Genomic DNA, 17,058 nt, shown 5'->3' on the forward strand with positions numbered 1-17,058 from the left:
CCGGCTACGACGCGATCGTGGGGGCGAGCTGCGGGCGCGGAGTGCGCGAGGCAACTGCGTAGGCTGCGACGGTGAGTAGCCCGAGGGCGGCCGAGGCGGTGATCACAACCGAGGGCGAGACGAGTTCGGCCGCTGCCCCGGCCGCCGCGAAGCCGATGCCTTGCCAGAACATCACGCCCGCCGCCTGCAGGCTCAGCGTCCGGGGCAGCAGGTCGGGCGGCGTGTATTCGACCGTGAGCCGGTCCAGGCCGAGCGTCGCGGCGGCGCCGAGGCCGGAGACGAACAGCACCACGAGAGCGAGGGCGAGCCCGGGTTTTGCGACGAAGAGCAGCATCGGCGTGAACGAGACGGCGACGGCCGGCCGGATGAGGCTGATCTGCCGGGCCGGCGACGCCTTGCAGTTGGTCAGCAGTTCCCCGGAGAAGGTGCCCAGCGGGATCGCGGTCAGCAGCAGGCCCGCGCTGATCGTGCCGCCGAACCTGTTTGTGGCGTAGGGCACCATCAGCCCTTCCGGTGCCACGGCGAGAGCGGCGTCTGCCCACACGAACAAGATGAGCCGTCGCAGGGGTGCGATGGCGAACACCTTCCCGATACCGGCGAGGGAGTCTCGGGCCAGCGACGGGCGCGCCGCCGTCTCGGGCTTCTCGGGCGCGAGCCTGCGCTCGCGGGTGCCCAGCCGCAGCACGAGGGCTGAGACGCCGAAGCTCAGGGCGTTGCCGAGCAGCAGGTCGCGCGGCGCGACGACGGTGAGCAGCAGCCCGCTCAGGGCCATGCCGCCAAGCTGGGCACCCTGCACCACCAAGCGGATCACGCTGCGCCCGGAGATGTAGGCGCCGCCGGTCAGCACGTCGCGCAGGGTGGCCGAGCGTGCGCCCGTAAACAGCGGCTGGACCATGCCGAGCAGGAAGTTGAGGATCAGCAGGGCCGCGACCGGCGCGGCCGGCAGCGCCATGGCGAGGGCGAACGTACCGGAGAGCAGGTTGCACGTGACCAGAAGCCTGCGCGTCGGCACGCGCTCGACGACCGCGGACAGGAGCGTCCCGGCGATCAGGAACGGCAGGAATCCGGTCGCGAAGGTCAGCGCGGACAGCAGGGCCGAGCCGGTGCGCTCGTAGACCAGGACCGTGAGGGCGAGCTGGGCGACGATCGTGCCCGCCATCGAGATCACGTGCGCCAGGAAGATCGCGCGGAATTCGCGGACGGCGAACGCGTCGCGGTACCGGCTCGGCTCGTTCACGACGTCACCCGCGCGAGGGCGCCCGTCTTGGCTGCGTCCGCGTCCGCGGCCGATGGCCGCGTCTCGTCGAGGCGCGTGACGCGGGCACGCAGGCCGCGCGGCACGACCATCGCGTGGTGGAAGGGTTCGATCTCGGCTGCGTTCGACTCGATCCGGTAGTGGGCGGCCAGGTGGGAGGTCGCCGTGACGAGCTGGTAGAGGCTGACGTGCAGCCCCATGCACATGCGCGGCCCGGAGCCGAACGGGATGTAGGCGCGCCGGCTGTCGGGCGCGGCGCGGCCGAGCCAGCGCTCCGGCAGGAACCGCTCGGGCTCCGGCCACCAGCGGGCGTCGCGCTGCAAGAGGTACGGGCTGAACATGACCTCCTGTCCGGGCCGCAGCGGCCAGCCGCCCAGCGTGCAGGCGCGGTGCACGGTGCGGCCCATCAGCCAGGTCGGCGGGTAGAGGCGCAGGATCTCCCGGACGAAGGCCTTGCTGTATGTCAGATTCCTGTCAGTGAGTACGGACCCGGTCGCCTCGATGGTCTGCCAAGCCTCGTCGTGCAGCCGCCGCAGCGCCTGCGGGTCCCGGGACATCTCGCAGAGGATCCACGACAAGGCGGTGCCCGGCGAGCCGACCGAGGCGAGCGTGTTGACCTTCAGTGCCCTGATGATCTCGTCGCGGGACGGCACGACGTCGGCGTCCACCGTGGCGCCGCGGTCGGAATCGGAATCGGAGTCCGCGTCGGCGTGTGGGGCGGCGAGCAGCAGGTCGAGCATGTCCTCGGGCTGCGCGTGCGGGTGGGCGATGCGCTCGTCGACTCGGGCGACGATGGCCCGCAGGACGCTCTCGTCGGCCCGTACCGCGCGCCGCACGCTCGGCACGGGCAGCCACCTGGGCACAGTCAGGCTGGTGTTCAAGAACGTGCTGATCAGGTGGGACCGGTACTGGGTGGCCGCGACGAGGTCCTCGGCCCCGGGACCGAACAGGAAGTCGGCGACCGCGCGGCCGCCGTAGCCGAGCAGCACGCTCCACACGTCGAAGTCGCGGCCGCCGCTCTCACGCAGCGTCGCGTCGAAGGCCTCGATGATGCGCCGGCCGTGGGCCTTGGTCACGGCGCGGCTCATCGCCGCGGAGCCGCGCTTGCGGGTGCACATCCAGCCCTCGATGTCGCGGTCGAGGCGTTCGCCGGACCGGCGGCGGCCGAAGATCGGGGATTCGACCACGTACTCCTCGTTCGCCTTCTCCAGCAGTTCGTGGACCAGCTCGGGGTCGCCGACGAAGACCGTGCGGGGGCTGAAGCTGAAGACGTCGCCGTACTCGGCCTGGCATCGGCGCAGGAAGCCGACCCGGTCGGCATCGTAGTCGGCGCTGTTGCCGACCGCCCACCTGCCGCGCGGGCCGGGCGGCCGTCGGGTTTCGTGCGTGCTCACCGTTGCGTCCCACCTCGTGGTCGAGCCGCGCGGTGGGGCATCGTCGACGCCCCACCGCGCGGCGGTCGACGGGCTACTCGGCCCACTTGTAGCGGCCGCCCATCTTGCCCCGGTTGAGGCGAAGAGCCGACCAGAAGACCTGCCTGACGTGAGCCATGCGAGCACTCCTTCCGATGGTTATCAGTGTTCGGTGACGCTCTTTCAGGGTCGCGCCCATGGGTGTTGTTCGCGAGGCGCGGTTGATGGTTCGTTGATTGTTCGCGGGCAGGTCGCGGGCGCGCCGCGGCTAGAGCGAGAGTGCGGGCCGGTATATACGCAGCCACTGATCGAGGTCCAGCACGAATTCCAGGCCCTCGCGCGGGAATCGGTCCCGGCCGTGCGGCGGGTCGAGCAAGAGGCGGCGCACGGCAGGCGGGTCGAGCAGGTCCAGCGCCGGGCCGGGCCGGTCGAGCAGCGCGGCGACCTGGGCAGTCAGCGCCGCACGGTAACCGGGGTCGCGGGTCATGGGGTAAGGGCTCTTGTACCGGGCCAGTACCCGCGCGGGGAGCAGGTCGGCGACGGCGGCGCGCAGCAGGCTCTTCTCCCGCCCGTCGAAGGTCTTCATCGCCCACGGGATGTTGAAGACGTATTCGACGAGCCGGTGGTCGAGGAAGGGCACCCGCACCTCGAGGCCGAGTCCCATGCTCAGGCGATCGGTGCGGTCCAGCAGGCAGGGCAGGAAACGGGTCAGGTTCAGGTAACCGCACAGGCGTGGTGCGCGTTCGTGGGCCGGGATGCCGGGCGGGTGCTCCAGTTCCGCGACCGCGCTCTCGTAGAGGTGGGCGCGGTACGCGGGCAGTTCGAGGGACGCGGCCAAGGCGGGGTCGAGCAGGCGGGTCACGTCCGCATCCGCGAGCACGTTCTCCCACGGGAAGTGGCCCTGCGTGACCCGGTCACCGGCGGACCAGCGGTATCCGCCGAACAGCTCGTCGGCGCCCTCCCCCGAGACCGTGACGGGGAAGCGCTCGCGTACCGCGCGGAACAGCAGCAGGAGCGAGGTGTCGAAGTCGCCGAGGCCGAGCCCGTCTCGCAGCCGGCATATCAGGGTCCGATGGGACGGATCGGCGAGGTCCGCCGGGTCGGGCGCGATGCTCCGGTGGCGGGTGCGCAGGTGCCGGACCATCAGCTCGACGTACGGCCGGTCCGCGTCGCGCCGCATCCGGTCCCGGCCGCGCTCGGGCCCGCCCAGATCAACCGACAGGGTACTTATATTCTCGCCGCCCGCGCGGGCGATCGCGGCGATCGCGCTGGAGTCCAGGCCGCCGGACAACAGTGCGCACACCGGGACGTCCGCGCGAAACTGCGCGCGTACGGCTTGGCCGAGCAGGGCCCGTATCGTGGCGACGGTGTCGGGCAGGCTGTCGCGGTGTTCCGCAGGGCTCAGCGACCAGTAGCGCTCGGTGCGCTCACCAGCCGGCGTGATGGTGGTGACCGTGCCGGGCGCCACCTCTCGCAGTCCGGCGTAGACGCTGCGCCCCGGCGTCTTGATCATCGGGTGCGAGTCGAGCAGCAATTCGCGCAGGCCGTCCCGGTCGACCCTGGTCGGCACGGCGGGATGCGCGAGCACCGCCTTGGGCTCGGAGCCGAAGACGACGCCGTCCGGGAGGCGCGTGTAACACAGAGGCTTGATTCCGAGCCGATCGCGCGCCAGGGTCAGCCGGCGCGCCTCGGGTTCCCAGGCCGCATACGCGAACATGCCCTCCAGCCGGGCCGGCGCCCGCGGTCCCCACGCGTCGACGGCCCGCAGCACGACCTCGCTGTCGCTGCGGTCCCGGAAGCGGTGGCCGAGCGCGGCCAACTGTGCGCGGATCTCCCGGTGGTTGTAGATCTCCCCGACGAACACGACGGCGAGCACGCAGTGTCCATCGCGCTCGATCAGCAGCGGCTGGTGACCGCCGGCCGGGTCGAGCGTGGCCAGCCGTGTGTGCCCGAGGCCCGCGCCGTCCTGTTCCCACCGGCCGGAGGCGTCCGGCCCGCGGCAGGCGAGCGTCTCGGTCATCAGCTTCAGCGAAGTCGCCCGCGTGGCCGCGGGCGGCCCGCCCTCGAGGCCCGCATACCCAACCAAGCCGCACATGTCAGCATGCTTCTTCCGCTCCGGTGTCCTCGACCGCGCGTCTCCAGCGTGGATCGGCGGGGGATTGTCCGGGGCGAAGCGTTGATGGTCGCTTGATTGTTCTTGCCGCGGCTCTACGCGAGCCGGCTTACTTCGTGCACGTATAGTCGAACGTCGTGGCGGCCGTGACAGTCGTCGGACTCAGCACGTCGAGCGTAGCCGTGGCCTGCACGCTGCCAGCACCGTTGAATGTCCAGAGCAGCGAGACGTCGACCTGGTGCGCGCCCTTGGCGACCTGCTGCTCGAGCACGTCCGACACGGTGCCGTCGCTCCTCTTCCACTGATACGAGATCGTGCCGGGTTCGCCATTGGTCTGGAGCGTGCCGATGACGGTGGCGGTCGCATCGCATGAGAGGGCGGCCGGGTTGGCGCGGACTGAGGCTCCGGTGACGGTCAGCGGCGAGCTGAGGTGTTGCCACAGCAGAATCGCGAGCACGACCAGCAGGACCAGGAAGGGCACGAGCCAGCCGATCAGGGTACGTCGACGGCGCTTGCGGTCCGGCCGGCCGGTCCCGCGCCAGATCGCTGCGGCTTCGACGGGCACGGTCGCGGCCGGTACGCCCGGTCCGAATCGGAGCAGCTGAGTCTGGCCTGATGACGCGGCGTCTCCTGGTGCCCGGTCGGCATCGCTGTCGGCAAGCACCCTGGTCGATTCGATGATCTCGCGAGTCTGCACGAGCCGCGCGGTGGCTGCCTCATCTGCCGGGTCGTGCTCGAACGCCGCGTATGCGAGTGTCTGTTGCACCGGTTCCGTCTCAGCCTTCGCCTGCGCGTGGGGCACAAGCGGCACGGTTTGCTGGACGTCTACCGTCTCAAAGGACGCAGACACGTCGAACGGTTCGGTGGAGCCGTCCTGCCTCCACGCATCCCAGTGCGCTTCGCGCTCGCCGCTCATTGGATCTCACAGGTCGCCGCGAGGATGTACTGAGAACTGCCGTCGCCCAAGTCGGCGGCGGGCTGGGTGGACACCGCCACGCCCCAGTACGACGCGTTGGTCGGGAAGCTGTAGCTGTACTTGTTGTCCACGCTGGTCTGTCCTTGCGGCAAGGTGATCGGCTGATTGTCGATGGTGGTGCGAGCGCCGGTCGGCGTGTCGGAGGTGTACCACTGCAGCGTCAGCGTCCCGGCGGCGGCGCCGTCCGACGACACGTTGACCGCGACCGTGATGCCGCCCCTGCCGTAGCAAGCGGGCTGTGTCATGCCGAAACTCACCGAATATACGTGGAGCTGGGGCCCGGTCGTCGGGGTCGTCGACGTCGGGGGCGCGGAGGTGGGACCGGTCGCCTTGGTAGAGGAACCCGCCGTCGGCCCGGGGGCGGGCTGACCCGTCGGACCGCCAGCCGACATGCTGGAGCCGGGCGACGGGCCGTGGGTCGCGCTCGGCGAGGCCGAAGCCGAGGTGGACGCGGCTGCTGCGGCGGCTGGATCGGTCGGGCCGGAGGCGGTGGCCGTCACCGAGGTTGTCGCGCCGGTCGTCGCCCCGGAGACCGCGGCGGCCGGCTTCGTGCCGCCGCCACCCGAGGCCGCCGCGAGTGCCGCGAACCCGGAGGCGATCACCACCGCCGCTCCGACCCCTGCCAGGGTCCTGCGAAGGTTTCGGGCGCCTGAACGGGCGGCGGCGCCCGCCCCGAGGTTGGTCGTCGCGAGAGCGGTCGTGCCGGACGGCGGCGTGTGCGTCGTCGTGAGCAAGAGCAGGGGCGATGCGGCCACGAGCGTCGCGAGTTTGCGCTGGCCCCGCGCCTGCCAGTCCTCGCCGTACGCCGCGCGGGCGATCTGCTCGAGTTCGTCCACGAACTGTCGGGCGCTGGACGGGCGTTCGTCAGGGTCCTTGGCCAGGCCGGCCCGGATGAGGGGGCGCACGGGCTCCGGGGCCGAATCGTCCGGAATCGGCGCCTGGTTGTGCTGGATCATCAACTCCATCGCCGTGGTTCCGGCGTAGGGCCTGGACCCGGTGATGCATTCGAAGAAGGTCGCGGTCGCGGAATACACGTCGGCAGCCGCTGTCGCGGGTTCTCCCGTGAACTGCTCGGGAGCCATGTAGACCGGGGTGCCCGCGGAGACTCCCTTCGCACCGGAGCGCGCCGCGATGCCGAAATCCACGAGCTTTGACATACCCTGCGGGGTGACCAGAATGTTCGCCGGCTTGTAGTCCCGGTGCACGACCCCGGCCTCGTGCGCCTCCGCGAGCCCGAGCAGCGAGCCCTTGAGCACGGCCAGCGCCGCTTCCGGGCCGGTCGCCCCCTCCTCGCTCAGCAGCAGGCGCAGGGCGATCCCCTCGACGAACTCCATCACGATGGCCGCGCCGTCCGGGCCTTCTACGTACTCGTAGAGCCGGGCGACGTGTTCGGAGCGCAGTTCCCCGAGCAGCTCGGCCTCGTGCCGGTATGCGGTGCGGAAATCCTGGTCCGCGCGCAGTGAGCGCACGAGGTATTTGATCGCCACCGGTGTCCCGGTCTGCTCGTGCCGGGCGAGCACGACCCGGCCGACGGCACCCGAGCCGAGTTCGCGTTCGTGCACGTAACCTGGGAGTATCCACACATTTTGGACACCAGGCATGACATCGCGTTCCATCAACGAATCGCCCCCCAACAGCGATGATCGACAGCACCGGCTGTCGAATACGGCATAGTAGCGGTTCGATCCATCGGTCCGCGCATACGCCGGTTGCAAAGAACGTCGCGCCGCATCCGGTTGTGATGATCAATTACCGGGCATGTGCCGCCCACCACCTGAATTATTCCGTGGGCGCAGTCGGCGGCGCCCCAGACGATCGGGCGGACTTGATGTACGAATGGGCAGATGTTGCTTCTGAGTAGTCCGGAGGCGATTCGGCGGCTGATCGATCCTCTAGTCTTCTGGTCCGAATCCGCTGCGGGTTCGAGACCGTAAGGAGAACCACTCATGCGCAAGAGCTTGGTCTTTGGTGCGGCCGGTGCGGCGGCTGTCGTGTCGGTTGCCCTTGCGGGGACGGCATTCGCGAGCCCGCAGCCGCACCGAGGGCCCGTGGCGCCCGGCCGCAGCGTCACCGCGACGCTGGAGAACTCCACGTCGTGCACCCTGCAGCTGACCGGGGGAACCGTGGCGGAAGGTCGGCTGACCCAGGACGTGCCGCTGACGATCGGTCCGTACAGCTCGGGGACCTGGAAGATCACCGGCGCGAACGCGTTCGGGAATCCCGACGCCGACCTGGCCGTGGTCTTCGCGGTCACCGGATGCGCGCAGGCTGGTTCCCAAGAGGGTTACGCGATGCAGAACTCGGATGCGTACGGCCTCTACTACACCGCGAACGCTTGCGGCGTCAGCCCGGCGCCAGGACTGCAGAACACGTTCACCGCCGTCGTCGCGTACCACGCGGCGCTGACCATCGACCTGACGGCCGCGGGCGGAGCGCAGGTGAACGGACAAGCCGTCGTCCGGCCGCAGCTTGGTGAATGCGGCGGGCTGCCGCTCTCGTAACGTCGTCGTCGGCGTTGCGAGCGCCGTTCGAGCGTGAGCAGGGTCGAGGGTTCTGGAGGCGCGCCGGCGCGCCAGAGTCCCAGTCCCGGTACTGCTCTGTGTCTTGGTCGATTCTGTGTCTTAGTCGATTCTGTGTCGTAGTCGATCCACCTCATCGCAGCTCCGGCGACCTCAGCGCAAGCGTGCGCCAGCGGCGGTCACGCGCGATCGACCCTTCGCAACCCGTGCGCGGGGGTCCACCACTCGACGATGAGAACCGTGGCCTTGTCGTCGAGGTGGGTGTGCACGACCTCGGCGATGTCGGCGTGGAACAGCTCACCGTCCGGTCCTTCGGCGATGAGTCCGGCGGCGATCGCGCGACCGGAGATCTTCGCCTCGCCCGGCCACTTCGCCTCGTCGCCCTCGACCGGGTCGATGGTGGCGCTGTGCAGGGCGAAACGCGGATCGCGGCGCAGGTCCGCGCCCTTGCGCGCGTCGGGCATCGAGCCGAAGGCCAGCTCGCCGTCCTCGAAGGCCGTCTCGATCCCCGAGATCCGCGGCGACCCGTCGGCCCGCACGGTCGCGATCGTCTTGTGCCGGTGGGCGTCGAACAGCGCCCGCACCCGCCGCGCGAAGTCCGGCTCCGCCTGCTCGAAATCCCGCCATGCCGTCATGGACCCATGCTCGCACCGACGACCGGACCGTGTCGGGTCGTGTTCGCCCGCTCGAAGATGTCGCGAACCTGCTGGTCCGCGGCGCGCATGTTGACGGGGCGCCGAGAACGCGCCTAAGTTTCTCAGGAGGTTACCGGTATTGGGAAGGCGAGGTGGGCTGATGCGGCTTCTGACCTGCCGCCGGCACGTCGACTTCGGCCGCGTCGAGAGCGCGCTCTGTCTGGCCTGACGGCCGGTGCGCCGTCCGCGGACGGCATCGCTCTCGTTCGCTTTCCCGCCAGTCCCGACATCTGAGGGGAAGTCTCCGGCACGGCTCTGCGTCCGGCTTGAGCCGCGCGCGGTCCTCGCGCGCCGTGCTTGAACGGGAGCGCTCCCGGCGCCGCCCAGCGCGAGCCGCCCAGGAATCCCGTCGCACGAGCGGAGACCTCCCGTGCCTACCCCGACCCGACCCGCTGGGCGGGACGACGGCCGTGCCACCGCTGCCGTCACCCGCGGAAAACTTCCGAAGACCGAAGCCGCGCGTGTGGCGGACGGCGGTCGGCGCACGGCCAGCGCCGGCGCCGTGCTGCGCGCGGTGCTGGAGAACGGCCCGATCGCCCGCAGCACGATCGCCCGGATCACGGGGCTGTCGCCCGCCTCGGTGACCGGCCACTGCGCGGAACTGGCACAGGCCGGTCTGCTGCGCGAACTGCCGGATCAGGTGCGGTCCAACGGGATCGGCCGACCGCACGTCCCCGTCGACCTCGACGTCTCGCGCCACATAGTCGCCGCCGTGCACATCGCCGTGCCGATGACCACCACGGCGCTGCTCGACCTTCGCGGCCGGGTGCTCGCTCGTCGCCGGACGCCGCACGAGTCGGCCGATCCCGGTCACGTCCTGGAGTGTGCCGCCCGCGGCGTGGCCACCTTGTGCGCGCAGTACGACAGCGACGCCCGGCCGCTGGGCATAGGAGTGGCAACCGGCGGGTGGGTCGAACCCGAATCCGGGACGGTGATGGACCATCCGCGGCTCGGCTGGTCCCGCGTCCCGGTGCGGGACTGGTTGAGCGAGCGCACCGGCCTGCCGGTCCGCGTGGACGGGCATTCCCGGGCCCTTCTGCACGGTGAGATGCTGTTCGGCGGGGCACGTCACGCCGACGGTGTGCTGCACGTGTTCGCGGGCAATGTGGTCGAGGCCGCGTTCGCCACCCGGGGCGCGGCGCACTACGGATCTCGCGCGCAGGCCGGAGTGATCGCGCACCTGCCCGTCGAGGGTAGCCGCGAACCGTGCTCCTGCGGCCGGGTCGGCTGCCTGGAGGCCACCGTTTCGGAAGAGACTCTGGCCAGATGTGCCTATCAGCGGCGTCTCATCGCCGCGCCGGATTTCCGACTGCTGCTCGAAGCCGCGCGTGCGGGCAGCCGCGCCGCGGTGGATCTGTTCGTCGAACGCTCGCGGCTGCTCGGGCGCGCAGTGGCGACGCTGATGGACGTCGTAGGCCCGGAACTCGTGGTCGTGACCGATGCCGTGCTGCCGGCCCTTCCGGCTGCTCTCGCGGCCTTGCGCGGCATCGTGCGGGAGAGCGCGCGGATGGTCTGCGATGTCGACAGAGCACTGATTCCCACCGCGTTCCCCGGCGCCGTGCTGGAGACGGCCGGCGGCGCGGTGATCCTGGACTCGCTCTACCGCGACCCGTGGGGATTCGGGGAGCGGATTACTTCAGAAAGTTGCAATGTTGACACCCCGGGTCCAGGGCCGTGACCATGGAAGGCATGGACCGACACCACGTCAACCTGGTCAAGCGCCGGGTCATCGACCTGATGCGCGTCGGCCGTTCCTTCTGTCGCCGGTAGCCGACCGGAATTGTCGGGCCGCACTCGCGCGGCCGATCCCCGCTGAATGAACCGCGTGGGCGCAGCGCGCCCGCGACGCTTCGCCCTGCCGCAACACGCTGATCGACATTTCGCATTTCGCTCCCGCGCGTGCACTCGCATTCACGTGTTCGCCGCGCGGCGATGGCGTATGCCCGGCTACCGAAACGAGGACAAACCCATGCCTGCCGCCCTGCCTTCTGCCCGTGATGAACGTCCCGGCCTCGATCGAAGACTGCTGCTGCGTTCGGTGCTCGCTACCGGCGCAGCTCTGGGATTGAGCTCCTGCGCCACGCGCGCATCCGGCGGTGCGACGCTCGCCGCCGACGCTGCGCTGCCGAAATCCGTGCCGACCGGCTCGAGCCTGTCCATCGCCTCCGCTCTCGGCGAGTTGCAGCTGGAACTGGAGCTGTCCGGCCTCATCGGCTCCCTGCCGTTCAATGTCTCCGGCTGGCCGAACCTGGGCGCCGGACCCGACGTGCTCGCCGCGTTCCGCGCCGGTTCGCTCGATGTCGGAGTCAATGCGGGAATACCGCCGATCGAGGCCCACAACCAGGGCTACGAGACCCGGATCGTCGCCATCAACCTGACGCGGTCGCCGACGTACGTGTTCGCCACTAAGCCGCACAGCACCATCGAGTCGGTCGCCGACTTCCGCGGCAAGAGCCTGGCATTCTCTCAGGGGCAAGCGCAGGGCGTCGTACTTCTGCGGGCGCTCAAGCAGGCGGGGATCTCCTATCAGGATGTCAAGCTGGTCAACCTGACCAGCGACCAGTTCCTTGTGGCGCTCGAGGCCGGCCAGGTGGACATCGCGCCGCTGCCGGTTACTCAGCTGCCTAATTACCTCAACAGTTACGGCAAAGACGGCGCGCACGCCGTCGACACGAATGTGGTCGATTTCCTGACGCTGCTGTGGGCGCCCACTTCGGTGCTGCAAGACGCCGCGAAAGCCGCGGCCATCGCCGCCTTCGTCCCGATCTGGGCCAAGGCCACCGTCTGGGTGTATGAGCACCCGGACGAGTGGGAGCAAGACTTCTACGTAAAGACACAGAGCATCACGGCGGCTCAGGCCAAAAGCGTGGTGCAGCTGAGCCCCAAGCCGTGGTTCCCGCAGCGGTGGGACTCGGCCATCACCTGGGAGCAGCAGACCGTCGAACTGCTCGCGCAGGGCGGATTCATCAAGTCCTTCGACGCGTCCGTGCTCTTCGACCGCCGGTTCGAGTCCCTGGCCGCCGCCGCGGTCCCGGCGACGTACCGGAGTTGATCGCCGTGGCAGACACCGCTTTGACAGACGCCGTAATCTGCCCCGTCGCGGCGTTGCCCGATGTCGGTACGCGCCATCGGGTCCGTAGGCTCGGCCCCGGCAAACGCATCCCCTTCGCCCGCGGCATCGGTCCGCTGATCCTGCTCGCCGTGTGGTCGCTGGCCAGCGCGACCGGGCGGCTCGACCCCCGCGTACTGCCCGCGCCCTGGTCCGTGGTGGACACCGGATGGCAGTTGTGGCAGGCCGGAACACTCGGCCCCGACCTGGCGATCTCGCTCCAGCGCGCGGCCGAAGGCTTCGCCGTCGGGCTCACCGCCGGCGTCGTGCTCGCGCTGCTGGCCGGGCTCAGCCGGGTCGGCGCCGCCCTGATCGACGGCAACGTCCAGATCAACCGCGCGCTGCCGATCCTCGGCATGATCCCGCTGTTCATCCTCTGGCTGGGCATCGGGGAGACCTTCAAGATCTCGATCATCGCGATCGCCGTGTACATCCCGATCTACATCAATCTCTCCGCCGCGCTGTCCGCGATCGACCGGCGGTACGTCGAACTCGCCGAAACCCTCGGGCTGACCCGCTGGGAGTTCCTGCGGCAGGTCGTCGTGCCCGGCGCGCTGCCCGGCTTCTTCACCGGCCTGCGCCTCGGGGTGACCAGCGCGTGGCTCGCCCTGGTCGTGGTCGAGGAGGTCAACGCCACCAGCGGCCTGGGTTACCTGATGTACCAGCAGGCCACTTACGGGCTGATCGACAGCGTTGTGGTGGGCCTGGCCATCTACGGGATCTGGGGCTTCACCTCCGATCTGATCGTCCGCCTCGTCGAAAGGAGGGCACTGTCATGGCGGCGCACTCTGGACAGCTGAGCCCCAGGCCGCCCGCTGTCGTCATCAGCGGCCTTAACCGCGGCTTCGAGTCGCGCACCGTGCTGCGCGACATCCACCTGCAAATCCCGCAGGGCCAGTTCGTCGCCCTGGTCGGGCGCAGCGGCTCGGGTAAGTCCACCCTGCTGCGCGCGCTCGCCGGCATCGACCACGGAGTCACCGGCGACGGTGAGATCCGGGCGCCGCAGCGCGTGTCCGTGGTCTTTCAGGACTCCCGCCTGCTGCCCTGGCGCCGGGTGCTGGCCAACGTGCTGCTCGGTCTGCCCCGCCGCGGACCCCAGGCCGGTCAGGCCGCGGACCGCGCCCGCGCCGCGCTCGCCGAGGTCGGGCTCGCCGGGCGGGAGGACGCCTGGCCCAACCAGCTCTCCGGCGGCGAGGCCCAGCGCGCCGCGCTGGCCAGGTCGCTCGCCCGGGAGCCGGAACTGCTGCTGGCCGACGAGCCCTTCGGCGCACTCGACGCGCTGACCCGGATCCGGATGCAAACCCTGCTGCGGGACCTGTGGCAACGGCACTGGCCCACGGTGCTGCTGGTCACCCACGACGTGGACGAGGCGGTGCTGCTCGCCGACCGCGTACTCGTGCTCGACGACGGCCGGCTCGGCCTCGACCTGCCGATCGAACTGCCGCACCCGCGCTCCGGGCGCGACCCGCGCCTGGTCGGCTACCGGCAGCGGCTGCTCGCCGCGCTCGGCGTGCCGGACGACGCGCCGGAAGCATCGCGCACGCCCGAACGGCCGGACGATCCCGGCCTCGACCCCGACACCGAGCAAGCCGCGATCCTGGAGGAAGTGGCCTGATGAGCAGAACCCTGCATCTCAACGCGTTCCTGATGAGCACCGGCCACCACGAGGCGTCCTGGCGCCTGCCGGAGAGCGACCCGCGCGCGAACACCGACATCGAGCACTACAAGGCACTGGCGCGCACCGCGGAGCGCGGCACCTTCGACTCGCTGTTCCTCGCCGACAGCCCCGCGCTGTGGGGCGACGTCGCCCGGCGCCCGGCCGGGGTGATCGAGCCGCTGACACTGCTCACCGTGCTCTCGACCGTGACGGAACACATCGGCCTGATAGCCACCGCGTCGACGTCGTACAACTCTCCGTACAACCTGGCCCGCCGATTCGCCTCGCTGGACCACGTGAGCGGCGGCCGCGCCGGCTGGAACATCGTCACCACCGCCGGCCCCGCGGCGGCACGCAACTTCGGCCTCGACGACGCCCCCGCGCACGCCGAACGCTACGAGCGCGCCGCCGAATTCACCGAGGTCGCCCTGAAACTGTGGGACAGCTGGGCGGAGGACGTCTACGTCGGAGACAAGAACCTCGGCGTGTGGGGCGACCAGCGCAAGGTCCGCCCGCCGCAGCACCAGGGACGGTTCTTCTCGGTCGAAGGCGCGCTCAACATCCCGCGCTCGCCGCAAGGCCATCCGCTGCTGGTGCAGGCCGGATCATCGCAGGACGGCAAGAACTTCGCCGCCCAGCACGCCGAAGCCGTCTTCACCGCGCAGCAGACCTTCCCGGAGGCGGCGGCCTTCTACACCGATCTCAAGGCTCGTACGCTCGCCACGGGCCGAAACCCCGACCACATCAAGATCCTGCCGGGCCTGGTACCGGTCATCGGATCGACCGAGGCCGAAGCCCGGGAGCGGGACGCGGAACTTGAAGAGCTGATCACCTACGAGCACGGGCAAGAGACGCTGTCCGAGCTGCTTCAGCTGCCAATCGAGCTGCTGGATCTCGACGCGCGACTCCCGGAAGACCTCCCACAGCCCGCGCTGATCAACGGAGCGCAGAGCCGGTACGAACTCATCGTCGAGCTGGCCCGCAGGGACAAACTCACGGTGAGAGAGCTGATCGGAAGGCTCGGTGGCGGCCGCGGTCACCGCACCTTCGCGGGCACCCCGGAGCAGGTCGCCCGCGAGATCGAGTTCTGGTTCGCGGGCGGCGCGGCGGACGGCTTCAACATCATGCCGCCGGTGCTGCCGTCCGGCCTGGATCTGTTCGTCGACCACGTCGTGCCGATCCTGCGCCGCCGGGGCTTGTTCCGCACCGAATACGTCCCCGGCGAGACCCTGCGCGCACGCTACGGCCTGCCGCGGCCCGTCAGCCGCCGCTTCGTCGCTGCCTCCCTTGACCCCATACACGTGAACTGAGTCCTGCACACCGAAAGAGGTATTCGCCATGACCGCCACCGTTTCCGACATATCCGCCTCCGACGTCTCCACTCCCGTCCGCCTCGACATCCGGAAAGTCACCGCCCGCATCGGCGCCCGCGTCTCCGGCGTCGACATCACCCGCGAGCTCGATCAGGCGACAGTCGCCGCGATCCGAGCCGCCCTCAATGAGCACAAGGCCCTGGTCTTCGACGCCACCGGCCTGGACGACGAGGGCCAACAGCGCTTCGTGCGGCACTTCGGCGACCTGACCACCGCGCACCCCACGGTGCCCGCGCTCGACGGCGCGCCCAACATCCTGCCGGTGGACAGCGAGCGCGGCGGCCGTGCCAACCACTGGCACACCGACGTCACATTCGTGGTCAACCCGCCGCAGGCCAGCACCCTGCGCAGCATCGTCATCCCGCCGTACGGCGGCGAGACGCTGATCGCGAACGCCGGCGCCGCCTACCAGGACCTGCCCGAGGCGCTGCGCGCCTTCGCCGAGACCCTCACGGCGGTGCACACCAACGTCTACGACTACGCAGTCGCCGGGCACACGCCGAGCGACGAGCACGAGGAACGGCGGAAGGTGTTCACCTCGATCGAGTTCGAGACCGCGCACCCGGTGGTGCGCGTGCACCCGCTGACCGGCGAGCGCGGCCTGTTCATCGGCGGCTTCGCGCAGCGCATCGTCGGACTCTCGGCGGGCGAGTCCCGCAAGATCCTCGACATCCTCCAGGCGTATGTCACCCGCCCGGAGAACGTCCTGCGCTGGCGCTGGTCGCCGAACGAGTTGATGCTGTTCGACAACCGGATCACCCAGCACTACGCGATCGACAACTACGACGACCTGCCGCGCCGCCTGCACCGGGTGACCGTCGCGGGCGACGTACCGGTCGGCGTGAACGGCGAGCCGAGCTATGTCATCAAGGGCGACGCCTCGCACTACACGACTGTCGCAGAGGCCGCGGCCGCCGCCTGACCGGGCGGATCCTCGGCGGCGGTCCTTCTTCAACACACCCCAGATCGTGCCCCGGTCGGCGTCGGCGCGCCGCCGGCCGGGGCACCGGGCCGCCGCCGGGCACCGTCCCGTCCGTCTCATCCCCTCGAGCCGCGCCGTCGGACCGGCGAAGTGAGGATCCTCATGGCAAAGAACCCCGCGAATCAGTTATCTTCCACAATTCCCACCCCGCGGGTAGGCGTGGTGGTGGGCAATCCGAAGCCTGCTTCGCGCACCTTTCAAGCCGCCCGGTACCTCGCTGAACAGCTCACCGGCGTCTCACCGGACCCGGCCGTCGACTTGGCGGCGTTCGGCGCCGGCCTGCTGGACTGGTCGGACGCGGAGGTCGCCGACACCGTCGAGACTGTCGCAAGCCTCGATCTCGTCGTCTTCGCCAGCCCGACCTACAAGGCGTCGTTCACCGGCCTGCTCAAGCTCTTCCTCGACCGATTCCCGTCGAACGCGCTGGACGGCGTGGTGGCGGTGCCGCTGATGCTGGGCGCGGGGCCGGGGCACGCGCTCGCCCCCGAGGTCTTCCTCAAGCCGGTGCTCGCCGAACTCGGCGCGACGCTGCCCACCCGCGCGCTCTACGTGCTCGACGGCTCATACGACGACCCTGCCGCGTACGAGCCCTGGCTCACAGCCTCGCGCGACCACGTCGCCGCCGCAGTGCGCCCGGTAGGTGCCGCGTGACGATCGTCACCACCGAGGAGGCCTTGGATCCGGCCACGCTGCGCAGGGTGTTCGGAGCTTTCCCGACCGGCGTGACCGCGCTCGCCGCGCTGGTCGACGGCGTACCGGTCGGGATGGCGGCCAACTCGTTCACCTCGGTCTCGCTCGATCCGCCGCTGGTGTCCGTGTGCGTGGCCACCGCCTCCGCGACCTGGCCCTCGCTGCGCCGGGCGAACCGCATCGGTGTCAGTGTCCTGAGTCACCGGCAGGAGACGGCGAGCCGTCAACTGGCCGCACGCGGCATCGACCGGTTCGCCGGCCTGCCCTGGTATCCGAC

15 protein-coding genes are annotated in these 17,058 nt (G+C 70.2%); 9 read left to right on the forward strand and 6 right to left on the reverse strand.

Annotation, left to right across the window (positions count from 1 at the left end; all coding sequences use genetic code 11):
* Positions 1-4: 4 nt before the first annotated feature.
* The 5 genes from VGZ32_RS17820 to VGZ32_RS17840 all read right to left on the reverse strand — a co-directional run bounded on the left by VGZ32_RS17820 (position 5) and on the right by VGZ32_RS17840 (position 7,318).
* The gene (locus VGZ32_RS17820; RefSeq protein ID WP_326887200.1) at positions 5-1,237 is read right to left on the reverse strand and encodes an MFS transporter; all 1,233 of its coding nucleotides are present in this window, start codon (positions 1,235-1,237) and stop codon (positions 5-7) included.
* Positions 1,234-2,649, reverse strand: coding sequence for a cytochrome P450 (locus VGZ32_RS17825; protein WP_326887201.1), 1,416 nt, complete (start codon positions 2,647-2,649; stop codon positions 1,234-1,236). Before VGZ32_RS17825 ends, VGZ32_RS17820 begins: the two co-directional genes overlap by 4 nt.
* A 286-nt stretch (positions 2,650-2,935) precedes the next feature.
* Entirely contained in the window at positions 2,936-4,762 is a 1,827-nt protein-coding gene (asnB, locus tag VGZ32_RS17830; protein WP_326887202.1) for an asparagine synthase (glutamine-hydrolyzing), read from the reverse strand.
* Positions 4,763-4,889: 127 nt separating this feature from the next.
* Positions 4,890-5,696 carry a hypothetical protein gene (locus VGZ32_RS17835; protein WP_326887203.1) on the reverse strand — a complete coding sequence of 269 codons (807 nt, stop codon included), beginning with the start codon at positions 5,694-5,696 and terminating at the stop codon, positions 4,890-4,892.
* The gene (locus tag VGZ32_RS17840) at positions 5,693-7,318 is read right to left on the reverse strand and encodes a serine/threonine-protein kinase (RefSeq protein ID WP_326887204.1); all 1,626 of its coding nucleotides are present in this window, start codon (positions 7,316-7,318) and stop codon (positions 5,693-5,695) included. The genes VGZ32_RS17835 and VGZ32_RS17840 overlap by 4 nt, the downstream gene beginning before the upstream one ends.
* A gap of 384 nt (positions 7,319-7,702) precedes the next feature.
* Between VGZ32_RS17840 and VGZ32_RS17845 the strand changes: the two genes are divergently transcribed.
* A complete protein-coding gene (locus VGZ32_RS17845; RefSeq protein WP_326887205.1) occupies positions 7,703-8,257 on the forward strand; it encodes a hypothetical protein in 555 nt (184 codons plus the stop codon).
* 197 nt (positions 8,258-8,454) lie between these two features.
* Here the strand turns inward: VGZ32_RS17845 and VGZ32_RS17850 are convergent, their stop codons facing one another.
* A complete protein-coding gene (locus tag VGZ32_RS17850) occupies positions 8,455-8,910 on the reverse strand; it encodes a pyridoxamine 5'-phosphate oxidase family protein (protein ID WP_326887206.1) in 456 nt (151 codons plus the stop codon).
* 430 nt (positions 8,911-9,340) lie between these two features.
* On the opposite strand from VGZ32_RS17850, the gene VGZ32_RS17855 reads away from it, so the two are divergent.
* The 8 genes from VGZ32_RS17855 to VGZ32_RS17890 all read left to right on the forward strand — a co-directional run.
* Positions 9,341-10,648 carry an ROK family transcriptional regulator gene (locus VGZ32_RS17855; RefSeq protein ID WP_326887207.1) on the forward strand — a complete coding sequence of 436 codons (1,308 nt, stop codon included), beginning with the start codon at positions 9,341-9,343 and terminating at the stop codon, positions 10,646-10,648.
* A gap of 291 nt (positions 10,649-10,939) precedes the next feature.
* Positions 10,940-12,022 (forward strand): ABC transporter substrate-binding protein, encoded by a 1,083-nt coding sequence (locus VGZ32_RS17860; RefSeq protein ID WP_326887208.1) that lies wholly within the window; start codon positions 10,940-10,942, stop codon positions 12,020-12,022.
* Positions 12,023-12,042: 20 nt separating this feature from the next.
* The gene (locus VGZ32_RS17865) at positions 12,043-12,879 is read left to right on the forward strand and encodes an ABC transporter permease (protein WP_326887209.1); all 837 of its coding nucleotides are present in this window, start codon (positions 12,043-12,045) and stop codon (positions 12,877-12,879) included.
* Positions 12,855-13,694: an ABC transporter ATP-binding protein gene (locus tag VGZ32_RS17870; protein ID WP_326887210.1), complete on the forward strand. Its 840-nt coding sequence runs from the start codon at positions 12,855-12,857 to the stop codon at positions 13,692-13,694. Before VGZ32_RS17865 ends, VGZ32_RS17870 begins: the two co-directional genes overlap by 25 nt.
* A complete protein-coding gene (locus tag VGZ32_RS17875) occupies positions 13,694-15,046 on the forward strand; it encodes an LLM class flavin-dependent oxidoreductase (RefSeq protein ID WP_326887211.1) in 1,353 nt (450 codons plus the stop codon). Before VGZ32_RS17870 ends, VGZ32_RS17875 begins: the two co-directional genes overlap by 1 nt.
* A 28-nt stretch (positions 15,047-15,074) precedes the next feature.
* Positions 15,075-16,031, forward strand: a complete 957-nt coding sequence (locus VGZ32_RS17880; RefSeq protein WP_326887212.1) for a TauD/TfdA family dioxygenase — start codon at positions 15,075-15,077, stop codon at positions 16,029-16,031.
* A gap of 162 nt (positions 16,032-16,193) precedes the next feature.
* Positions 16,194-16,742, forward strand: coding sequence for an NAD(P)H-dependent oxidoreductase (locus tag VGZ32_RS17885; protein WP_326887213.1), 549 nt, complete (start codon positions 16,194-16,196; stop codon positions 16,740-16,742).
* A 2-nt stretch (positions 16,743-16,744) separates the two neighbouring features.
* A partial coding sequence (locus VGZ32_RS17890; RefSeq protein WP_349263643.1) for a flavin reductase family protein occupies positions 16,745-17,058 on the forward strand: 314 nt, incomplete at its 3' end.

Origin of the sequence: Actinocrinis sp., assembly GCF_035938995.1 — a bacterium.
Lineage (GTDB): Bacteria > Actinomycetota > Actinomycetes > Streptomycetales > Catenulisporaceae > DASZGI01.